The sequence below is a fragment of the Streptomyces sp. NPDC059582 genome (assembly GCF_042735715.1).
Classification (GTDB): Bacteria; Actinomycetota; Actinomycetes; order Streptomycetales; family Streptomycetaceae; genus Streptomyces.
Window position 1 is genome coordinate 85,299 of sequence record NZ_JBHWCC010000011.1, and the last position, 19,505, is coordinate 104,803.

19 protein-coding genes and 1 pseudogene are annotated in these 19,505 nt (G+C 69.9%); 6 read left to right on the forward strand and 14 right to left on the reverse strand.

What is annotated here, in order from left to right:
- Positions 1-195 precede the first annotated feature (195 nt).
- From ACFV0T_RS12865 to ACFV0T_RS12875, 3 genes and pseudogenes are all read left to right on the forward strand, one after another.
- Positions 196-2,019, forward strand: coding sequence for a serine/threonine-protein kinase (locus tag ACFV0T_RS12865; protein WP_385777562.1), 1,824 nt, complete (start codon positions 196-198; stop codon positions 2,017-2,019).
- 239 nt (positions 2,020-2,258) lie between these two features.
- Positions 2,259-2,582, forward strand: a pseudogene (locus tag ACFV0T_RS12870) (serine/threonine protein kinase); the annotation flags it as partial.
- Positions 2,583-2,751: 169 nt separating this feature from the next.
- On the forward strand, positions 2,752-7,332 hold the full coding sequence (locus tag ACFV0T_RS12875; protein ID WP_385777564.1) for an FtsK/SpoIIIE domain-containing protein: 4,581 nt from the start codon (positions 2,752-2,754) through the stop codon (positions 7,330-7,332).
- A 63-nt stretch (positions 7,333-7,395) separates the two neighbouring features.
- Here the strand turns inward: ACFV0T_RS12875 and ACFV0T_RS12880 are convergent, their stop codons facing one another.
- The 3 genes from ACFV0T_RS12880 to ACFV0T_RS12890 are packed head-to-tail and all read right to left on the reverse strand — an operon-like array spanning position 7,396 to position 9,811.
- Positions 7,396-7,992 carry a hypothetical protein gene (locus ACFV0T_RS12880; protein WP_385777566.1) on the reverse strand — a complete coding sequence of 199 codons (597 nt, stop codon included), beginning with the start codon at positions 7,990-7,992 and terminating at the stop codon, positions 7,396-7,398.
- Positions 7,993-8,004: 12 nt separating this feature from the next.
- Positions 8,005-9,486, reverse strand: a complete 1,482-nt coding sequence (locus ACFV0T_RS12885; protein WP_385777569.1) for a hypothetical protein — start codon at positions 9,484-9,486, stop codon at positions 8,005-8,007.
- Positions 9,487-9,490: 4 nt separating this feature from the next.
- Positions 9,491-9,811, reverse strand: coding sequence for an SAV_915 family protein (locus tag ACFV0T_RS12890; protein WP_385777571.1), 321 nt, complete (start codon positions 9,809-9,811; stop codon positions 9,491-9,493).
- A 112-nt stretch (positions 9,812-9,923) separates the two neighbouring features.
- Between ACFV0T_RS12890 and ACFV0T_RS12895 the strand changes: the two genes are divergently transcribed.
- Positions 9,924-10,232 carry a hypothetical protein gene (locus ACFV0T_RS12895; RefSeq protein ID WP_385777573.1) on the forward strand — a complete coding sequence of 103 codons (309 nt, stop codon included), beginning with the start codon at positions 9,924-9,926 and terminating at the stop codon, positions 10,230-10,232.
- A gap of 99 nt (positions 10,233-10,331) precedes the next feature.
- Here the strand turns inward: ACFV0T_RS12895 and ACFV0T_RS12900 are convergent, their stop codons facing one another.
- A complete protein-coding gene (locus ACFV0T_RS12900; RefSeq protein ID WP_385777575.1) occupies positions 10,332-10,592 on the reverse strand; it encodes a WXG100 family type VII secretion target in 261 nt (86 codons plus the stop codon).
- Positions 10,593-10,808: 216 nt separating this feature from the next.
- On the opposite strand from ACFV0T_RS12900, the gene ACFV0T_RS12905 reads away from it, so the two are divergent.
- Both ACFV0T_RS12905 and ACFV0T_RS12910 read left to right on the forward strand, forming a co-directional pair.
- Entirely contained in the window at positions 10,809-11,069 is a 261-nt protein-coding gene (locus tag ACFV0T_RS12905; protein WP_385777577.1) for a WXG100 family type VII secretion target, read from the forward strand.
- Between the two features lie 44 nt (positions 11,070-11,113).
- On the forward strand, positions 11,114-11,953 hold the full coding sequence (locus tag ACFV0T_RS12910; RefSeq protein WP_385777579.1) for a hypothetical protein: 840 nt from the start codon (positions 11,114-11,116) through the stop codon (positions 11,951-11,953).
- Positions 11,954-12,061: 108 nt separating this feature from the next.
- On the opposite strand, the gene ACFV0T_RS12915 is transcribed toward ACFV0T_RS12910, so the two are convergent.
- The 10 genes from ACFV0T_RS12915 to ACFV0T_RS12960 form a co-directional block, all read right to left on the reverse strand.
- Positions 12,062-13,453 carry a PE-PGRS family protein gene (locus ACFV0T_RS12915; RefSeq protein ID WP_385777785.1) on the reverse strand — a complete coding sequence of 464 codons (1,392 nt, stop codon included), beginning with the start codon at positions 13,451-13,453 and terminating at the stop codon, positions 12,062-12,064.
- Positions 13,454-13,643: 190 nt separating this feature from the next.
- A complete protein-coding gene (locus ACFV0T_RS12920; protein WP_385777581.1) occupies positions 13,644-14,339 on the reverse strand; it encodes a hypothetical protein in 696 nt (231 codons plus the stop codon).
- A 120-nt stretch (positions 14,340-14,459) separates the two neighbouring features.
- Positions 14,460-15,143: a hypothetical protein gene (locus ACFV0T_RS12925; RefSeq protein ID WP_385777583.1), complete on the reverse strand. Its 684-nt coding sequence runs from the start codon at positions 15,141-15,143 to the stop codon at positions 14,460-14,462.
- 107 nt (positions 15,144-15,250) lie between these two features.
- Positions 15,251-16,027, reverse strand: coding sequence for a hypothetical protein (locus tag ACFV0T_RS12930; RefSeq protein ID WP_385777585.1), 777 nt, complete (start codon positions 16,025-16,027; stop codon positions 15,251-15,253).
- On the reverse strand, positions 16,008-16,361 hold the full coding sequence (locus ACFV0T_RS12935) for a DUF6406 domain-containing protein (RefSeq protein WP_385777587.1): 354 nt from the start codon (positions 16,359-16,361) through the stop codon (positions 16,008-16,010). Before ACFV0T_RS12935 ends, ACFV0T_RS12930 begins: the two co-directional genes overlap by 20 nt.
- A 16-nt stretch (positions 16,362-16,377) precedes the next feature.
- Complete coding sequence (locus tag ACFV0T_RS12940; RefSeq protein ID WP_385777589.1) at positions 16,378-17,877, reverse strand: C2 family cysteine protease; 1,500 nt, start codon at positions 17,875-17,877, stop codon at positions 16,378-16,380.
- Positions 17,877-18,239 (reverse strand): hypothetical protein, encoded by a 363-nt coding sequence (locus tag ACFV0T_RS12945; RefSeq protein ID WP_385777591.1) that lies wholly within the window; start codon positions 18,237-18,239, stop codon positions 17,877-17,879. The genes ACFV0T_RS12940 and ACFV0T_RS12945 overlap by 1 nt, the downstream gene beginning before the upstream one ends.
- Positions 18,240-18,383: 144 nt before the next feature.
- A complete protein-coding gene (locus ACFV0T_RS12950; RefSeq protein ID WP_385777593.1) occupies positions 18,384-18,632 on the reverse strand; it encodes a hypothetical protein in 249 nt (82 codons plus the stop codon).
- A 189-nt stretch (positions 18,633-18,821) separates the two neighbouring features.
- Positions 18,822-19,154 carry a hypothetical protein gene (locus tag ACFV0T_RS12955; protein WP_385777595.1) on the reverse strand — a complete coding sequence of 111 codons (333 nt, stop codon included), beginning with the start codon at positions 19,152-19,154 and terminating at the stop codon, positions 18,822-18,824.
- Positions 19,151-19,504, reverse strand: a complete 354-nt coding sequence (locus tag ACFV0T_RS12960; protein WP_385777597.1) for a hypothetical protein — start codon at positions 19,502-19,504, stop codon at positions 19,151-19,153. Before ACFV0T_RS12960 ends, ACFV0T_RS12955 begins: the two co-directional genes overlap by 4 nt.
- Position 19,505 lies beyond the last annotated feature (1 nt).

Consider the following 19,505-nt stretch of genomic DNA (forward strand, 5'->3'; position numbering starts at 1 on the left):
GGTGGGTCGGTTCCGGCCGTGGCCGCTCGGCTCGGTCGGCCGGGTTCTGGCCGTGGTGGGCCGGCTCGGGCCGGGGCGAGACGACTCCGGTCGTAGCAGGTCTGCTTCAGACGTACCGGATCCGCCCCAGCCGTGAGTGCGGGGCCCGTTCCGCACTAATCTGCTGACGTGTCCTACGGGGGAGAGGTGGACGCCATGCAGCAGCTCGCAGCCGACGAGCCCACGGTCATCGGGCCCTACCGGCTGCTCGGCCGGCTCGGCTCCGGCGGTATGGGCCGCGTCTACCTGGGCCGCAGCGCCGGTGGCCGCACGGTCGCCGTCAAGATCGTGCACCCGCACCTCGCGCTCGACGAGGAGTTCCGCGCCCGCTTCCGGCGCGAGGTCGACGCGGCCCGGCGGGTGGGCGGCGCCTGGACGGCGCCGGTCCTGGACGCCGACCCCGACGCGTCGGTCCCGTGGGTCGCGACGGCCTACGTGGCGGGGCCGTCCCTCGCGGCGGCGGTGACGGACGGCGGCCCGCTGCCCACGCATTCCGTACGGGCGCTGGCCGCGGGCCTGGCGGAGGCTTTGGCCGCGGTGCACGACCTGGGCCTGGTGCACCGGGACGTGAAGCCGTCGAACGTCCTCCTCACCCTCGACGGCCCCCTCCTGATCGACTTCGGCATCGCCCGCGCCACCGCGGGTACGGCCTCCCTGACCTCGACGGGTGTCTCCGTCGGCTCACCCGGCTACATGGCCCCCGAACAGATCCTCGGCAGCGGCGTCACCGGCGCCGCGGACGTTTTCTCCCTGGGCGCGGTCCTGGCGTACGCCGCGACCGGCGAACCGCCCTTCCCCGGCGACTCCTCGGCCGCGCTGCTCTACAAGGTCGTGCACGAGGAGCCGCGGCTCGGCGACCTCGACGGCGACCTGCGCGCGGTGGCGGAGGCGTGCCTGGCCAAGGAACCGGCGGAGCGGCCAGGTCCGTTCGAGGTGGCCCGACGGCTCGCTCCGGAGGGCGCGGCCCGGCTGGTGGCGGGCGGCTGGCTGCCGGGCGCGCTGGTGGAGCAGGTCAGCCGCAGCGCCGTACAGCTGCTGAACCTGGAGGCGGCCGACGCGGTCGAGGCGACTCCGTCGGGGCCGGTGGGCTTCAGCAGTGCGTCGCTGGGGGAGCCGTCGGCCTTGGCCGGCTTCGGCCCGCCGCCCGTGATGCCGCCGACGGGCGGTCCGGCCCCGGCCCCCACGTCGGCCCCGACCTCGACACCGACTTCGACACCGACCTCGATCCCGAGTCCGGCCGCGCCCGTCGACGCCACGCCCGTCGACGCCACGCCCGTCGACGCCACGCCGGTCGACGGGCGGCCGCTCGGAACCCGGCCCGGCAAGGTCTCCGTGACCATGGCGGCGGCCTCCACGCCTGGTAACGGCGGACAGGGACGAAGGCTGAGCTGCACGCTGGCCCTCGCGGTGGCCGGAGCGCTGGCGGCGGTGACGGTCGGATCGGCGTTCCTGTTCGACCTGCTGCCGAAGGGGAACGCCGACAGGGCCTCCGGCAGCGACAGCGCGTACTCGTCGCCCCCTGCCGATTCCTCCCCCTCTTCCTCGCGCTCCTCATCCTCCCCTTCGTCCCCCTCTTCCTCGTCTTCCCCGTCTTCCTCCGTCTCCCCTCCCGCTCCCGGTGGTCCCGGCACCGTTCCCGCCCGCTACCTCGGCACCTGGGAGGGCGAGGGCAGCGGTCTCGACGGCACCCTCCCCATGGGGACCTTCCGGCTCACCGTCCGACAGGCCGCCGTGGGCGAGGAGTTGGGCAGTCTGCGGCAGACCGATCTGTTCGGCGGGGTCTGCAACGACGTACTGACCCTGAAGACGGTGACGAAGACCGAGATCGTGGCGACGTCCAGGGGCGCCGAGGGCAACCACGACGGCTGCAACCCGGCCGCCCACACCGTCCGTCTCACCCCGGCCGGCGACGACCTGAAGTACACCTCGGACAGTTCGGACGAGGGGAACCCGGTGGCCCGGATGTCGAAGGTCGGGTAGCCGAGCCGTCAAGTGACGGACCGCGTGCTGCCGGTCCGTCGGTCATGCCCCCGTCACCCCCGTCACCTCCAGCGCCCCGGCTGTCACTACTGTGTCTGCGAAAGCGAACACCGCCACCACGGCGGCCACGGACGCGACACACACGCGGCCACATACATGCGGCCACATACTGCGGTCCGCAGCACACCGCGAGCCACGACGCGTCGCGTCACCACGGGGAAGGACGGGGAACGCCCGCCATGGAGACACTCCAGCCGGACGATCCACAGGAGTTGGGCAGCCACCGACCGCTGCGCGGGCTCGGGGCCGGCGGCATGGGGTGGGTCCACCTCGCCCGTTCGCCCGGTGGGCGGACCGTCGCCGTGAAGGTCGTCCGCCCCGATCTCGCCGCGAACGGTGATTTCCGCGACCGTTTCCGGCACGAGGTCGAGATCGCCCGCGCGGTCTCCGGCCGCTACAGCGCGCCCGTCGTGGACGCTGCCCCGGACGCACCGCTGCCGTGGCCGGCGACGTCGTACGTGCTCGGCCCGGACCTCACGGACGTGGTCGCCGCGCACGGCGCCCCGAGCGCCCTCTTCGGCAACGGTTGACGGTGACGAACGGGCCGGAGGAATACGTGATGCCCGCCGTCTGACACCCGGGCGGCAGGGCACGACCTCGGAGACTGCGACTAGTCTCCGTCAGCTGAAGCAACGGACGCGGCCACAGGGGCCGACGGGGAGGATGGCCACCATGCGGATGCTGGTCACGCTCGTGCACGAAGGCGGTGCACCGCAGGACGTCGTCGTCACCGCGGACGACACCGCCACGGCAGGCGATGTGGCGGAGGCGCTGGGCACGGCCGTAGGACGTGCCGCGGCTCCGCCCGGCGCGATGCCGGGGAACGTCGTACCCCTGCGCGGTACGTCGCTCGCCCCGCCGCCCGGCTACGGACCGGCGGTGACCGGGGCGCTGTCGCTGTGGGCGGACGGGATGCGGTGCGACCCGTCGGACCCGGCGGCCGGAGTCCTGCGCGACGGCATGCGCGTCTCCGTCGACGACGCGATAGGCCCGCTGCTGCGCAAGGGCGAACCGGTCGGGCAGTACGAGCTGAGGGTGGCCGGCGGTCCCGCGGCCGGGCGCGTCGTCCGGCTGGGCGTCGGCGCGGCCACCGTGGGCTCGGCGCCCACCTGTTCACTGCCCCTGCCGGACCCCTCGCTGCCGCCGGTCGCGCTCCGGCTGACCGTCGACCTCCAGGGCAACACCACGCTCGCCGCGGAGGGCGGGGCCGAAGTCCTCCTCGACGACGAGCCGTTGACGGCGGGGACGGTGGGAACGGCGGGGGCGTCCGGTACGGCAGGCAAGGCAGGCAGGGCGAAGAAGGGCGGGGCTGCCGGAACCGCGGGTGGCGCGCGGACCGCCAGGGCCTCGTGGCCGCTCGGTGCTGTCGTCCGGGTCGCCGACTCGCTCCTCGTCCTCGACCGGGTGGCCGAGCCGGACGCGCACCTGTCCGCGATGAGCGAGGGCGGTCTCGCCTACAACCGTCCGCCCCGGCTGTCGCCGCTGCGGCCCCGGCGGCGCATCGTCGTACCGCTGCCGCCCGGCAAGAACGAGCGGGCGCGCTTCCAGTTCATCATGGCGTTCATGCCCATGCTCTTCGGGCTGTCGATGTACTTCATCACCAAGCAGATCTACATGCTGCTGTTCTGCGCGATGAGCCCGCTGATGATGATCGGCCAGTGGTTCAGCGAGAACCGCGAGGGCAAGAAGAAGCACAAGACCTCGCTCAAGCAGTACAAGAAGGACCTAGCCGCCCACGAGGCCGAGCTCGCCCAGCTGGCCAAGGAGGAGCAGCACGGCCGCCGCGGGGACAGCCCCGACCCGGCCGAGATCCTCCTCTTCGCGACCGGCCCGCGCCGCCGCCTGTGGGAGCGCCGCCTCACCGACCCGGACGCCATGCAACTGCGCGTCGGCGTCGGCGGGCTGCCGTCCGACGTCGAGATGGTCATGGGCCGCGGCGGCACCTCGTACGACGAGGAGCGCCCCGAGCCGCCGGTCCTGCCCGACGTCCCGGTCACCCTGCCGTTCGCCCGGCTCGGTGTCGTCGGCATCGCCGGTGACCGCGCCCGCGCCCTGTCCACGGCCCGCTGGCTGAGCGTGCAGGCCGCCGTCCTGCACAGCCCCCGCGACCTCTCCCTCGTCGCCCTTTCCGCCACGCCGGCCGCGGGCGCCGACTGGCACTGGGCGCACTGGCTGCCGCACACCAACCCCGACCAGGGCCAGGACTGCGTCGCGCTGGTCGGCTTCGACTCCGAGGGCATCACCCGCCGCGTCAACGAGCTCCTCAACGAACTCGCCCGGCGCAAGGCGGCCCGCGAGCAGAACAACATGACGGGCCAGCTCTACCCGGACCAGACCATCCTCGTGACCCTCGACGGCGCACGGCTGCTGCGCCGTGTCCCCGGCGTACCCCAACTCCTCACCGAGGGACCGCAGTACGGCATCCTCGCCCTCTGCATCGACGAGGACGAGCGGCTGCTGCCCGAGGAGTGCAAGGCCGTCGTCGCCTGGTCTCCGGACGCCGCCCACCACGTCCGCGTCCGCGGCTACGGCATGGAGGGCGTCGGCGACATCCTCGCCGACCAGGTCACCCCGGAGTGGTGCGAGCTGCTCGCCCGCTCCCTCGCACCGGTCCGCGACGTCAGCCGCGACGACGCCGACAGCGCGCTGCCGACGGCGGCCCGGCTGCTGACGCTGCTCGGTCTGCCCGACCCGACGGGCGCGGACGTGGAGCGGATCTGGCGGGCGGGCGGTTCGACGACGTCCGCGCCGGTCGGTATCGCGGCGGACGGCACCTTCGTCCTGGACATCCGCCGGGACGGCCCGCACGCGCTGGTGGCGGGTACGACGGGTGCCGGTAAGTCGGAACTCCTGCAGACGATCATCGCCTCCCTGGCCATGGCCAACCGCCCGGACGCCCTGAACTACGTCCTCATCGACTACAAGGGCGGCAGCGCCTTCATGGACTGCGCCAACCTGCCGCACACCGTCGGCATGGTCAGCGACCTCGACGCGCACCTCACCGAACGGGCCCTGGCCTCGCTCGCCGCCGAACTCCACCGCCGCGAACGGATCCTGTTCGACGCCGCCGCCAAGGACATCGAGGACTACAACGACACCCGCAAGCTCCGCCCCGAGCTGGAGCCGATGCCCCGACTGGTGCTGGTCATCGACGAGTTCGCGTCGCTGGTCGCCGAACTCCCCGACTTCATCGTCGGACTGGTCGACATCGCCCGCCGAGGCCGCTCGCTGGGCGTCCACCTCATCCTGGCCACCCAGCGCCCGGCGGGCGTGGTGAGCGCCGACATCCGGGCGAACACGAACCTCCGGATCGCGCTGCGCGTGACCGACGCGTCCGAGTCGGCGGACGTCATCGACGCCCCTGACTCCGGTGCGATCGCGAAGTCGACCCCGGGCCGTATGTACGTCCGCTCCGGCGCCCAGTCCCTGGTCGGCGTGCAGTCGGCCCGCATCGGTGGCCGCCGCCCTGCGACGGGCGGCACGGGGCCCAAGGCGACGCTGATCCCGTTGCAGTGGAACTCCTACGCCCGCCCCCTGCCCAAGCGGGCCGAGGCCGACGACGACGGCACGATGGTCACCGATCTGGCGGTCCTCGTGGACGCGGTGCGCGACGGCGCGCGGCGGATGGGCTTCGGCGAGCAGCGCAGCCCGTGGCTGCCGCCGCTGGCGGAACTGGTGACGCTGGCGGAACTGGAGTCGTACGGCCCGCCGCGGGCTGCTGCCGACGGCGACGACGTGGCTCCCGTCCCCTTCGGCCTGATCGACCTTCCGGCGAAGCAGAGCCGCAAGCCGCTGTCCCTGGACCTGGTGCACGGCGAGCACACCCTGCTCCTGGGCGGCGCGCGCTCCGGCCGCTCGACGGCCCTGCGCACCCTCGCCGGCTCCCTCGCCCGCGCCACGTCCCCGCACGACGTGCACGTCTACGGCATCGACTGCGGCTCGAACGCGCTGTTGCCTCTGATGCGGCTGCCGCACGTCGGCGCGGTGGTCACCCGGGACGAGCCGGACCGGGTCCGCCGCCTGATCGAACGCCTGCTGGCGGAGATCGCCCGCAGACAGCAACTGCTCGCGATGGAAGGCGCGTCGAGCGCGGCCGAACAGCGCGCCTCGGCCGCCCCGGAGGACCGCCTCCCGTGGATGGTCCTGCTCCTGGACGGCTGGGAGGGCTTCGCGTCCACCTTCGAGGCCTACAACTACGGCCAGTTGCTCGAGGCGGCCCAGCGCATCTTCCGTGAAGGTTCCGCGGTGGGCCTGAAGGTGGTCATGACCGCCGACCGGAGCGGCCTGAGCGGTCATGTCTCCTCCGCCTTCGCGGACCGCATGGTCATGCGCTTCGCCGACTCCAACGACTACTCCACGGCCGGACTCCAGGCGCGCGAGGTCCCCAAGAACATGCCTCCCGGCCGCGCCCTGCGCATCACCGACACCGGCGTGGACGAGACCCAGATCGGCCTGCTCGCCGAGGACCCGGCGGGCCAGGCACAGGTCCGCGCCCTGCGCGAGATCGCCGAGGAGGCCCGCACCCGCCACGGCCGTGTCCCGGCCGACCGCCGCCCGCTCCGCGTGGACGCGCTGCCGTCCCGCATCACGGCGAGCGAGGCACTCGCCCTGGACCCGGACTTCACCCCGGCCTCCCCGCTGTGGGCCCTCGTCGGCGTCGGCGGAGACGAACTCCACCCCATCGGCATCGACCTGGAGGAGAACGGACCCGGCTTCGTCATCGCCGGGCCCCCCAAGTCCGGCCGCTCCACCCTGCTGCTGGCCGCGACGGAGTCCCTGCTGCGCTCCGGTACCCCGGTGATCCTGGTCGCCCCCCGCCGCTCGCCCCTGCGCGACCTGGCGGGCCGCGAGGGCGTCCTGGGCCTCCTCAACGCCGACAGCCGCGAGGACGACCTGGAGGAACTGGTGGGCACCGCCCCGAACGGCTCCTACGTGGTCGTGGTCGACGACGCGGAACTCCTCTACGACACGCGCCTCGACGAGGCCCTCGAATCCGTCGTCCGCAAGGGCGCCGACGGCGGCATCGGCCTCCTCGCCGCCGGCACCACGGACAGCCTCTCCGGCCAGTACCGAGGCTTCACGGTCGAGGCCCGAAAGTCCCGCAACGGCCTCCTGCTGACCCCCCAATCCCCTTCGGAGGGCGAACTCTTCGGCATCCGCCTCCCGGCCAACAGCGGCGGCGGCCCAGCAGGCAGCGGCCTGTTCGTGTCCGGGGGGTCCTACATGCCGGTACAGGGGGTCATGAACGGCTGAAGACCCCGACGCCCTCACACAAGGGCCCTGCCTTGGGGAAGGCAGGGCCCTTCGGGGTCCCTGTCAGGACTTGGTCAGGGGGGTGGGGGCGGTCGCGGGGGCGGGTGGGGTTTCCGGGCCGAAAGTGCGCAGGATCTTACGGCGGTGGAGCACCACTACGACAGTCCCGGCAAGGCAAAGGAGGGCCAGTGCGGAGGTGCCGTAGACGGGCAGGTTCACGGGCGGATCTGTGACCCACTCGTGGGAGAGACTGTGCGAGGGGTTCGTGGGGTCGTAGGTGACCACCATCGAATCGCCGACGTGTGCGTCGGGATACATCCCGGAGTAGTCCCAAAGTTGGATCTGAGAACCCGCCTTCGGACCTTGCGCGAGAAGGACTTTCACATACTTGGGATGATTGTCGACGGCGGTAACAGTCGCATCGACCGTGATTCCCCGTGAGCGGAGGTCCTGGACCAAAGAGTGGCTTGGGAGCCAAAGGGCGAGGGTGAAGCCGACGAACAGTAGGAACAGTCCGAACCCACCCCAGATCGCACGGTTTGGAGGAAGTGGGGGCCGCGGCTTCCGCGACGCCACGCTCGCGGAGATCTGCCGGGCTCGCTCCGCCTTGGGCGGAAGCTGGTATTGATCTCCAGAACGCTTCTTCTTTTTCTTAGCCATGGTATTGCCGCCTCATGAAAACCATCCGGAAACTGCCTTCTTAACGCTCGACGCTGCGTCGCTGACGGCGTGCCCAGCTTCCTTGGCGGCGCCTGTGACGGTGTTCACCAGCCTCTTGCCCACTTCCGTTTTGATGAGGTACGAAGCTGCGTATCCAGCACCAAACCCGAGGATGACACCTCCGGCAATTCCCCAGCCGACAGGGGTTCCCACCATCAGTGCCGTACCCGCCGCGGTACCCAGCCAGGTACCGATCCCGCCACCGACCGCCCCTGCGGCCATCCCCCCGGCGTTGGCGGCGACAGCGACGTCCACCTCCTCGCCATGGTCGATGTCCCAAGCCGTCGCCCCGATCGTCAGCACCGTCCCCACGAGTGGCAGCTTCCCGCCCGCATGCAGCGTCCTGCCGAAGAGCGTCGTCGTGCTGGGTGGCTTGAGTGCGGGGATCCTGCCCATCAACCAGCTTCCACCGTCCGCGACAGAGGCTTCCATCAGGCGGGAGAAGGAGCCCAATCCGTACTTGGACAAGATGCGTTCCGCTTCGACTGCAGAGTGCCTCGAAGCTTTGCCGGCGCGTCGGGTTTCGTTCCTGAGCGCCCGCTTCGCCGCCTTGCCCACGGCGTTGACACGGTCCTGTTTCAGGTCACGCGCCGCGTCGAACAGTGACTGCGAGCGCTTCCGGAAGTCCTCGGCGTATTTCGACTGCATACCGAAGACGCTGGCCAGCAAGCCGACACTGTCGGACCACGTGTCGGCGGGATCGCCCAATTTCTTGACAGCGATATTCATATGCTTCCAGGCGAGATCCCAGAGAGCCGGGTCGTCCCCCTGCATGAGCGCCCGGTTGAACACGGCCGTGGGCTCGTCGTCAGGGATCGGGCCGTGGAACAGGGCGGCGGTCTTCTCGAACCCCGGCGCGGGAGACTCGGAGTCGATCGCGGTGGTGAACGACGAGCCGAAGAGCCTGACGTCGTCCTCGGCGGTGGACGCGCCCGTCGTGGCGATCGCCACCGGCAGGTTTCTGACGAGGTCCGGATCCATCTTGGCGTACAGCGCCGACACGAAGTCGGCGTCGCCCTTGTGTTTCGCCAGCTCCGCGGCGATCCGATGGAACTCCGCCCCAGCCGCCTCCGGCCCCAGGTCCGCCGCCTTGTTCGCGTCCGCGGCGAGCCGCGCGCCTTCCTCCCGCGCTTCTCGGACCGTCGTGACGGGCTCACGGAGCCGCACCATGGCGCCAGGTTCGAGGCCGCTGTCCGGATCCAGTTCCATGGCCGCAGCCAAGGCCTGCCTGCGACGCAGCATAGGGAGCTCGTCGTCGACCCAACCGGCGATCTTCCCCATCTCGGTCAGGCTGCTCGTGTCCAGCCCGTATTTTTGGAATCGGCTGGTGTAGGCGGACTTGGCGTCCTGAAGAGTCCTGCTGCTTGATTCGAGGTGCTTGATGGTCCTCTTCAGATTGTCTGGATCGATACCGGAGAAGTTCGGGTCAACCACCGGTTCATTCCTCTTCCGTGCCGTCGGCGAGGCGCGGGTCGACCAGCACCGCCCGCGCGCCTGATCCGTGCAATGCCTTCTCTGCTTCCCGGGTGGGGACGATGACCCAGGGCTGCCCCTCGCCCATGGCCTCGACCAACAACGGCACACTGGTGAACGCGAGCGCGACAAGCCGGTCTTCGCCGTTGTCGTCGGCGACCGAGACGAGGATCACCTCCGCTGTGCCGTCGATGAGCGGCGAACCGTCGTCGGCCTGCGGCACTTCGGCCATTGTGGGCAGCACGAGGAATTCGGGAGTGCCCTGGGTTGCACTCGTTGAGGTCATCGGCTCAGATTATGAGGCGCGTCAGCCGGTGAGCAACGTGATCGTCAGCCATTGCGGCGGCATCGCCCGTTGGTGATCGTGCGTCTGTCTGGTACATGAAAAACGAGAGGTGATGCTCGTGGCGGCCCCCGAGCCCAAGGTGCCTAATCCGCGCAAGGCCGACCTGGAGAAGCTGCGCAGCGATCTCGCCAAGGAAGTGGAAAGCCTCAAGAGAGCACTCAAGGGCCCCACCGAGGAGATCGGTGGCGACAAGGTCTGGGTCGGGAGGAACGCTCGTGCGTGGCACCGCGAACTCGACGGCCGACACCGCAAGTTGAGTGAACAGGTCGGCAATCTGCTGCCGGTCGTCGACGCGGCGATCCGCGACGAGCCGGAGAAGGTCTCGGCGGCCGACGCCCGCAGCTATCACAAAGGGATCTGACCCCGCCCACTGCACATAAGACCGGGGCGCCCGGTCGAGACTCGAAAGTCTCGGACCGGGCGCCCCGACGCAACGCGACAACGCGCGGCTCGCCTGAAATCAGGTGGCGCGCTCGATGTTGTCGGCGCTGGTGTTCGCCGACTTGCTGGCGTCGTTCAGCGTGTCCACCCACTTCTCGAAGGTGGGCTTCACGTCGTGCCAGTCGTCACGAAAGCGGTCGGCCTTGGGGCCCTTCCAATAGCCCGTGCTGTCAGCCGTGGCCGACTGCAGGTCCTTGATCAGGACCTGCAAGTCGTGCGCCTTGCGGCTGTAGAGCTTGGAGAGCTCCCGGAGCCGCCCGAGATCTGCACCGCGATCCATAGCGATCCTCCCCGTGTGTTGTCAGAGGCAACCGGACTGTCCGTTTGCAACAGTGGACGCTACCGCACCGTCCGCAGTTCCCGTCCAGGGCTGCCGAAGATGGGATCTTCCGGTGAACGACTCGTGTTCATCCCGTTCTTCCGGGCCAGGGGTCCACTCTGAACGGGGCCGGTGCAACAGTATGCTGGGGTCGTTGAGACACCGGGGGAGACTGATATGGCGAATCCTGACATACAGGAACTCAACCAGCGCGCGGGTCAGTTGAAGTCGTTGGCCGATCACATCGACTCGCTCGTCGACTCGGCCAAGAACCACAGCACGACGGGGATGAAGACCTGGTCCGGCCCGAACGCGGACGACGTGCGCGGCAAGCTCAAGAGCTGGCACACCACCTGCGGGACCGTCGCACAGGCGCTGCGCGACGAAGCGCACAGGTGCACGCAGGACGCCAAGGACCTCAAGGACAACAAGAAGTAGCAGTGAGCCGGCGTCGCCGCCGCTTCACGGGAGGAACCCAGACAGTGCCCTCGTACGACAGCTCCCGAGCACGCTTCCGGCTGGCCGACCGCCACATCGCCGTATTCGCACACCTCTTGGACGGCGAGACGCCTCCGGAGGAGTTGTGGGAGTCGCTGGTCGAACTCCAGCGTGTCGGCCTGGTCGGCGAGGAGGGCGAACTGGCCCCGGTCCTGCGCGACCTGCTCGGCGCCCTGGCCGACCCCATGGTGCTGATCCAGGTGGAGATCACCGGCGAACACGGCCCGGTGAACCACGGTGTGGTCGTGGGCCAGGACGCGGTCATCGCGCACGACGGCTGGCCGGGGGAGGAGGAGTCCGAGTACGTCTCCATCGAGCCCAACACCCTCGTCTGGGAACTGGCCCGCAAGGTCAACCTCCACCGCGGCGAGAAGCCGGCCGAGGGCGCCCCCGAGGTCCGTATCGAGACGACGATGGCCGCGCTGGACGCCGCCTTCGTCGCGCTGGACGAGCCCGGCCCCGACGACGACGCGACCCGCGCACTCGTCGACAAGGCCCTCGTCGAGGCGGACGCCGGCCTCAAGACCCCGGCTCTCGAACAGTTCCGGGACCTGGTCGTCTCCCTCAACGCCACCTGGCGCATCACCACCGCCTGGGACGGCCGCCACGACGGCGAACGCTCCGCGATGGTCCGCGCCCTCGCTGTCTGGGACTGTGGCCCTCTCGGCTACTGGATCCGCGAACAGCCCGAAGAGCCCATCCTCCCCGGCCAGGTCACCCCCGACAGCCCCCTGGTCCTCGCCCTCTCCCACTCCGCCCAGGTCTGGGAAAAGATCACGGACCTGATCCCGGACAAGGAAGAACTGCTCATCGAGGGCGAGTAACCGCGCGACGAGGCAGCGCCGAACGCGGGACAATCCGGCCGGCCTGGACACGCGCGGAAATCCGTACGGACGAGAGGTTCCGCGCAGCGGGCCGCACCGACTACCGGGTCAGAACCAGTTCATCGGGTTCGCCTTCGACTTGGCGATGCTCTTCCCCAAGTCGCCCGCCTTGTCGCCCACCCAGTCGGCCGCCTTGCCGGCGCCCTCCGTGATGTCGTCCCAGTGCTCGACGACCTTGGCGCCGCCGTAGATGAGGCCCGTGCCGACGGCCAGGCCGATGGTGATCGGGTTGGGGGCGATCATGGCGGCCGTGAGGGAGGCGTTGAAGCCGACCTCGGCGATGTCGGCGACGTACCCGGCGCCGTTCCTCTTGAAGGCCTCGACCGGGTTGCCCTGCGAGATGACGTTGGCGGCGCTGAAGCCCGTCGACACCACGCCACCGACGATGCCCGCCCCACGCAGGAAGCCGGCGGTCTTGGCCGCGGCGCCGAGTCCGACGCGCAGTCCGCCCGTCTCGCCCGCCGCGCGGGAGGCGTTGGAGAAGACCTTGATCAGGCTCGCGTTGCCCGCCCGGGCCACGGGCTGTCCGGCATGTGTGAGACCGCCGAACGCTGTGGCCACCTCGTCCGAACCGACCACGAAGTCAATGGCGTTGTTGACGCCGAAGCTGCGCATGAGGGGTGTGCTGCGCGCCCAGTTGTACGCGTTGCCGAGGAGGTCTCCGCGCAGGCCGCCGGTCAGCGGGACACGGCTGGCGTTCTGGTAGAGCGAGCTGCCCGAGAACATCCGGCCGAGCTGACCGGGCAGCCAGCTGCCGGGAGCGCCCAGGGACCGGATCTTCGGAGTCCACTTGATGAGTCCGTTGCCCGCCGACCGTATGAGGCCGTTGTCGGAACCGCGCAGGACCACGCCCAGCCGGGTCTTCCAGGTGCGCAGCGCGCCCGCTTTCAGTGAGTTGCCGAGCAGCACCTTGGTCATCGAGGCGCCCTGGATCGTCACGACGGCGGTGGCGGCGGTCACCGATCCCCAGTCGCCGTAGAGGCCGATCATGGTGGCGATCGTCTCTTCGTGCGGCTGAAGTCCGGGTATCTGGGATATCGCATGCGCTTCGAGGCGCTCGACCCAGTCCGCGAGTGATTCGTCGGGCTGCCTCTTGAACTTGTAGGCGTTCGGATCGTCGCTGGCGGCAACCGAGTTGGCCAACAGCATCTCGTCGGGAGAGAGCCCCTTGTACTGCTCGATGTCCTTGGCGCTGAACCCCGCCCACCGAAGGCCCGCTTCGGGATCCCCGCTCTCCAGCCGGGCGTAGATCGCCCGCTTGCGCAGGTCCGGTGCCGTGTCCTTCACCCAGGAACGCAAGGGGTTGAGCGAGGTGAGCTTGCTGGTGACACCGAGCCGGGACGCCCTGGTGAACGCCTCGTCGAGTTTGTCCTGCATGCCGCCTCGACCGTCGAGCAGCTTCGCCAACTGGTCGAGATCGTCCGGGTTGACGTTCCTCATGCCCATGATTCATCCCCCTAGAGCACTTCCCGGCGGACCGACGGAGACTGGTCGCGGGTCGGCGCACCATGATACGGGCGGGGTCGGGGGCGTACAGGGAATCAGTTGTGGTGAAGCGGTGCGTACGCGAACACGTTTTGCCAAGCGGGCACTTGGCCGTTCACCTTCTCGCGGCCGCCACCGGCCGTCCTCACCGGTCCCCGACGAGCGCGAACGCGAAGGCCAGCCGCCGGTCGATCCAACCCGCCCGCACGCTGACCTGCTCGCTGCCCTCCGAGACCATCACGACCTGGTCCTGCGCTCGCCACTCCAGCGAGCGCGGCTTGGAGGCCTGGTCGCCGCCCTCCGCGCCCATGTCACCGATGGCGTTCAGCACACCGCCGAGGAACTTGCCCGCCACCCGTCCGGCGATCTCCTTGGCGTCCCCGCTCACCCATTCGTTGCGGCCCACGATCTCCGGGTGACCCGGTTGTTCGATGCGCCAGGTGTGCTTGAAGGGGCGGCGCTTCGGCGGCACCCGGGTGAGCGTGCCGAGGACCTGCCCCTGGCCGTCGCGTACGACGTGCCGCTGCTCTCCGTCGACGTCCACGGCCGGGTCCACGTAGCAGAGCAGACGCCGGGCGTCGGGATCCTCATACAGGGTGTGCTGGGGGAGCGACGGCAGGCCCGGGTGCTGAGTCAGGTCCGATCCGAGGAAGGCGCAGGGGGCGAGCACCCGCAGGTCCTTTGATCCGCGGGCCACGCGCACGGCCGGCTTCCCCGGCACGGCGCGCTTGCGCTTGACCGTGAGCGGACGCTCCACCGCGGAGACGACGAACGTCTGGACATCGGCCCAGCCGACCGGTTCAACCGGTGGTTCCTCCGCCTTCTGCCTGCCGAACGCCACGCCAGCCTCCATGCCCGTGCCTCACGCCTGACGGCTCGACTGTACCGATGCCCGCCCACGACGGCCCGGGCGCGGTGGGGGACGTTGCGCGGCCGCTACGAGGGGACGAGGGCGCCGGGGTCAGCGGGCGCGCAGAAGGGCGTACGTGAACGCCAGCCGGCGATCGAACCACGCCGCCCTGATCAGGTACCGGTCCCGGCCGTCCCACGCCAGGACCGGCTCACCGTCGGCCCTCCACACCACGACACGTGACCGGGCGGACTGGTCACCGCCGTCCGCCCCTAGGTCGGCGACTGCCTGCACGGCCCCCAGCAGGAGCTTCCCGGCCCCGCGCCGGACCAACTCCGGCACCCCGCCCGTCGACCACTCCGCGTCGCTCACGATCTCCGGGCGGCCGGGCTGGTCGATGCGCCAGGTCGGCTTGAGCGCGTGCTTGAGCGGGGGAACACGTCGGACGGTGCCGATGACCTGTCCCTGTCCGTCACGAACGCGGTAGCCTCGCGCGCCCGCCTCTTCCTCGGGGTCGTCGACGGAGCAGAGGAGACGGCGGCACCCGGCGTCCTCGTACAGGCGCGGGCCGTTCTCGGTCCCCTGCGGGGGAAGGAAGGCGCAGGGGGCGTCGGCCGGCGGCGTTCCCCCGCCGTGCGGGACCAGGACGGCTCGGACCCCGAGTACGGGCCGTGTCCACCGACCGGGCGCAGGCCGCTCCTCGTCCCCGATCGTGAACTCCCACGCGTCGCCCCAGGGCACGACGGGGACGGGGGACGCGTCATCGTCACCCGTCGTGCTCGTGTTCGTGCTCATGGTCTTGTTCCTGCTGTTGCTCTCGCTCTTGCCGAACACAGTCTGTCTCCACGGTCGGGTGGTGAGGAAGGAACAGCCGCCGACCGCCTACCGCCGACCGCCGTTGGCTACGCGCTCGTGCGCTTCAGCCGTACGGCCTCTTCCGTCAGTTCGGACACCTTGAACAGCACCCCGGCGAACTCGACCGAATCGCCGAGCCGGACGTCCTTGTAGGCGGCGACCCCGACAGCGGCGCAGTTCGCGCCGAGACCGGCGGTTCCCGCGGCGGAATCGACGTACGAGACGGTGAGGGACAGGCCGGTGGGGAAGCGCTGGACACCGCCGTTGTCGAGCACCGACAGGGTCTCGTCCTCGGCAGGGAAGCCCTTGGCCGCCGTGTCCAGCACGGAGCGGTTCGTGGTGAAGCAGAGGCCCGCGTCGGCGGAACCGCCCGTGGCCTTCCGTGATTTGGGCGCGGCGGCGAGTGCGTCGCCGTCCTCGGCGGATTTCGGCTCCAGGACCACACGGTAGGAGCAGATCTGTCGGACGGTGTAGCCGTGGCCGGAGACGGTGAGCTCCGTGCCGGGCCGGACGTTCCACTGCCGACCGCCCGAGGTGTACACCGCGCCGTCGCCCAGGGTCGCCGTACGGGACGTACCGTCGGCGTCCGCGGCGACGTACCGTACGCCCCCGCCACCCGGCAGCCTGAAACCACCGCCGCGCAGCACGTGCACCCCGTCCGCCGGGGCCGAGCCCACGCACACCGGGCCCTTGTCCTTCGCCGCGGCTCGCGTGGGGGTCGGGTCGTCGCCGTCGCTTCCGCCCGAGGAGGAGCCGCAGCCGGACAGGGCCAGCAGGACCACGGCGACGCCCACGACGCCGTACTCACTCGCCGGCTTGAGCACCGGATTCCTCCTCGTCGGCGTCGGTCGCGCGTTCCAGCACCACGCGGGTGCGGTAGTCGACCTCCGCGACCCGCCACGCGTCGCCGGTGATCTCCACGACGTCGCCGGGGGTCAGGTCGTCGTACTCCGCGTCCGGGCCACCCTCGCTGCTGACCTGGATCCGGCCGTGCACCGAGGGACGGGAGAAGACCGTCGCCACGATCCGGTGCGTGCGACCTTCGTGTTCGACCGTGTACGGAATGTGATAACGGAGTACCCAGCGGCCGTCGAACTCGAAGGGGTACTTCACGTGCGGCCGTTCGGGCCGGGGCTCGGGCTCGGTCACTGCGCTCACGCTCACCTGTCGGGCATCAGGGGACATCGAACGCCTCGGGTCCCTGGAAGTACTTGTCGAACTGGTCCTGGGTCACGGTGATCGGCGGATAACCGTGCACGCCCCAGGGGTTGCCGAGGATGATCTTGCCGTCGTCGGTGAAGCCGCGGACGTAATAGGCGTGGTTGCTGTGGTACGTGCTGCCCCACTCCGACGGGTGGTTCTTGTCCAGGTCCTCGTCGTCCGGCGTGGAGACGGTGACGACCTTCCCGGCGTCGAACGCCCGCTTCAGCGAGTCGATGTCCTTGTCGTCGTGCTTGCCGATACCGAGGAAACCGCCCGACTCGAGGTCGTCGCCCTCCTGGCCGGTCAGGTAGGGAGCGGCCTTCTTCGGGTCGTCGCCCTCGATACCGCCGTAACCGCGCTCGTCGTCGCCGTCGTCCGAGTAGACCATCGCGAAGGCCTTCTCGTAGTACGCCGGCCAGGTCTCCCCGTTGCCGTACGTGCTGATCGGGTTGCCGTTCTGGTCGGTCGGCAGGTCGGCGGTCATGGTGACCCACTGGGAGTTGCCGTTCTTGTCCCAGACGCGGACGCTGACCGTGCCGTTCGGGTTCTGCTTGATCCCGTCCTGGATGAACTTCGGGTTCTTCTGCGCCAGTCCGGCCAACGAGGCGACGTACCAGCAGTCCCCGAACTGGTTCTGGCTGACGTCGTCGGCCGAGACACCGTCCTGGAACAGCGGGTCCGACGGCGGCGCCCAGTGGATTCCACTGTTGGTCTGGCCGTTCTGGTTGTTGCCGCCGCTCTCGTACGCGCCCGTGTTGGTGAACGTCGGCTGCGTCCCGGGAAAGGCCGCCTGGAACTTGCCCACGTTCTCCGGGCTGATCTTGGAGAGCATCAGTCCGAGGGTGGCCCGGCGCTTGTCCTCGGGCAGCCCGTTGTCGTCGAACGGGTTCCAGCCCGAGTCGTCGGTGTTGCTGACCAGCTGGTTGTAGAAGGCGAGGTCCTTCGGGGACGCCTTCGTCATCAGCACGTCCAGCTCGGCGGCGGTCAGGCCGTCCAGCTCACCGGAGACCTTCTCCAGGTCGTCACGGTTGCCGTTCACGCCGAAGTCCTTGCCCTGAAGCCCCTGGAGGTTGCGCAGAGCGTCGTCGATCTTCTTCGCGTCGGGCGTCGCCTCGTCCAGGAAGACGCTGCCGTCGCTGACCGGATAGCCGCGCTTCTCCAGCTCCTGCATACCCTCCAGCTGCTTGATGCGGCGCTTCATCGACGTCTGCAGGTCGCCGAGTTCGCCCCCGAGGGAGCCGGGCAGCCGCCGACGGCCACCGCCGAATATCGACGGCATGGGGATCACATCGCCGACCAGGTCCTGGAGGCCGGGGTCCCGGGACGCGTTCTGTCCGGGCGGAAGGTTCTGCTGTGCGGTGGTCAGGACGGTCGCGAGCTGGGAGTGCAGTTTCCCGGAGTTCTGTGCGAGCGCGTCCAGTTGGTTGGCCAGTGCCGTCAGACCGGTGGCGTCGAAGCCTCTGAATGTCATCAGTGCCCGCCGCCCGTACCGGACTTGGCCTTGTCCTTCTCCTTGGCCTGCCTGTCCAGCTCGTCCGCCTGCGTCTCCCAGCGGGTGGCGTCGGCCAGCAGCGCGGTACCCATGCCGTTCAGACCGCGCTGGCGCTGCTGGAGCATGGCGGTGGACTCGTCGGCGAACGGCCCCTGCCAGAGCGCGCCCTTGTCGCCCCCGGTGCGGAACGCGTCCGCGCGCGGGGTGGCCTTCTTCACCGCGTCGTCGAGATACGGACCGAGCCGGCGGGCGAGCGACCGCGCCTCCCGCGCGCATTCACGCAGCTTCTCCGCCCGCTTCTTCAATTCGGCGGCTTCGTCGCCGCCGTCCGTGACCGCCACGTGCGGTACCTCCCCCGTTGACTGCTACCGCTCTGCTGAGCGATGTCCGCATATCCGTCCACGGCGACATCGCTGGTGAAGCATACGAGGGGCGTCTGCGGCAGGTGAGTCGGTGAGTGGGAACTGTTCCCGACCGTTACAGGGTCACCACATTGAACTGGGCCGGGGGCTGGGACGGGTCCGAGTGCGGCTACTCCGGTGGCGCACCGCCGCGAAGGTGACGAACGTGACCAGCGCTGCCGGGGCCAGTACAACGGCCGTCGTCAGCGGCAGTGCGACGGTGGCGTGGTGCTCGTTCACTCGTACGGTGTGCTGGGCGCCGTCCGGGGCGGAGTTGCCGTCCCCGTACAGAGCGGTCTCCGTCCACGGGTTGATCAGATCGTAGATCCCCATCGCCAGGCGCGAGCCGGCGTCCTGCGTGACCCCACGCCCCCACTTCACCGCGGCGTACAGGGCACACACGACAGAGAGGCCGAGAAGGGCGCCCGGTGTGGCCTGAGTGCAACTGCCCATCTGCGTGCGACGACATCTGTACGGGGCCGACCACGCATCCGCTGGCATCGGCACCATTCGGCTCGCAGGTCAGGATTCGACCGTGCCAGTAAAGGTCAGTCCCTGGTTAGCCGCGTACAGACGACCACTCGCGAACCCCGGCTTGAGGATCCGGGCCGAGCGGTCGTCGCTGTCCGTAGGCTCCGGGAAGACCTTCCACCCGTTGCGTACGAGGTGACTCGTACTGTGCTTGAGCAGCCGGTCGTTGGACTGAGTCTCGTCCGGGTCCCAGCCGGCGACCCGCAGCGAGGCGGGGTCGGGGTGGCCGAACTCGTCGTCGGGGTACACCGCTCTGGAGGTCGCTGCCTTGATGGCGGCACGAATCTCCTCCGCGATGCCCCGTTGCGTCTCCTCGATGCTCATGGACGGGGTCCTGCCTCTGTGTCGTGGTTCGCCAGGCCGTGAAAGGAAACGGCTGCCGTCCGTACAGCGAAGGCGCCGCCGCCGAGCCCGGCCTTGGCGGCGTGGAACTGGGGCTCGGAACGGGTGCGTTCCCGTTCGTCGACAGCCCAGCCGTCGGAACGGAGCTGTGCGATGAACGCGTCCGTCAGTGCGTCGGAGGACCTGGTGTCGGACTCGTCGAAGGCGGTGATCGCGACGGCGTCGGACGAGACGACGGAAGGCAGGTCCATCACCGTCGCGCCCGCCATCACGGTGTTGATCGCGGACCGGACCCTGCTGATCAACTCGGTGCGTGCCTGTACTACAGCCATA

Coding starts and splice junctions, on each gene's coding strand:
- ACFV0T_RS12865 (WP_385777562.1), top strand. CDS start 196: ATGCAGCAGCTCGCAGCCGACGAGCCCACGGTCATCGGGCCCTACCGG.
- ACFV0T_RS12875 (WP_385777564.1), top strand. CDS start 2,752: ATGCGGATGCTGGTCACGCTCGTGCACGAAGGCGGTGCACCGCAGGAC.
- ACFV0T_RS12880 (WP_385777566.1), bottom strand. CDS start 7,992: ATGGCTAAGAAAAAGAAGAAGCGTTCTGGAGATCAATACCAGCTTCCG.
- ACFV0T_RS12890 (WP_385777571.1), bottom strand. CDS start 9,811: ATGACCTCAACGAGTGCAACCCAGGGCACTCCCGAATTCCTCGTGCTG.
- ACFV0T_RS12895 (WP_385777573.1), top strand. CDS start 9,924: ATGCTCGTGGCGGCCCCCGAGCCCAAGGTGCCTAATCCGCGCAAGGCC.
- ACFV0T_RS12900 (WP_385777575.1), bottom strand. CDS start 10,592: ATGGATCGCGGTGCAGATCTCGGGCGGCTCCGGGAGCTCTCCAAGCTC.
- ACFV0T_RS12905 (WP_385777577.1), top strand. CDS start 10,809: ATGGCGAATCCTGACATACAGGAACTCAACCAGCGCGCGGGTCAGTTG.
- ACFV0T_RS12915 (WP_385777785.1), bottom strand. CDS start 13,453: ATGAGGAACGTCAACCCGGACGATCTCGACCAGTTGGCGAAGCTGCTC.
- ACFV0T_RS12925 (WP_385777583.1), bottom strand. CDS start 15,143: ATGAGCACGAACACGAGCACGACGGGTGACGATGACGCGTCCCCCGTC.
- ACFV0T_RS12940 (WP_385777589.1), bottom strand. CDS start 17,877: ATGACATTCAGAGGCTTCGACGCCACCGGTCTGACGGCACTGGCCAAC.
- ACFV0T_RS12950 (WP_385777593.1), bottom strand. CDS start 18,632: ATGGGGATCTACGATCTGATCAACCCGTGGACGGAGACCGCTCTGTAC.
- ACFV0T_RS12955 (WP_385777595.1), bottom strand. CDS start 19,154: ATGAGCATCGAGGAGACGCAACGGGGCATCGCGGAGGAGATTCGTGCC.
- ACFV0T_RS12960 (WP_385777597.1), bottom strand. CDS start 19,504: ATGGCTGTAGTACAGGCACGCACCGAGTTGATCAGCAGGGTCCGGTCC.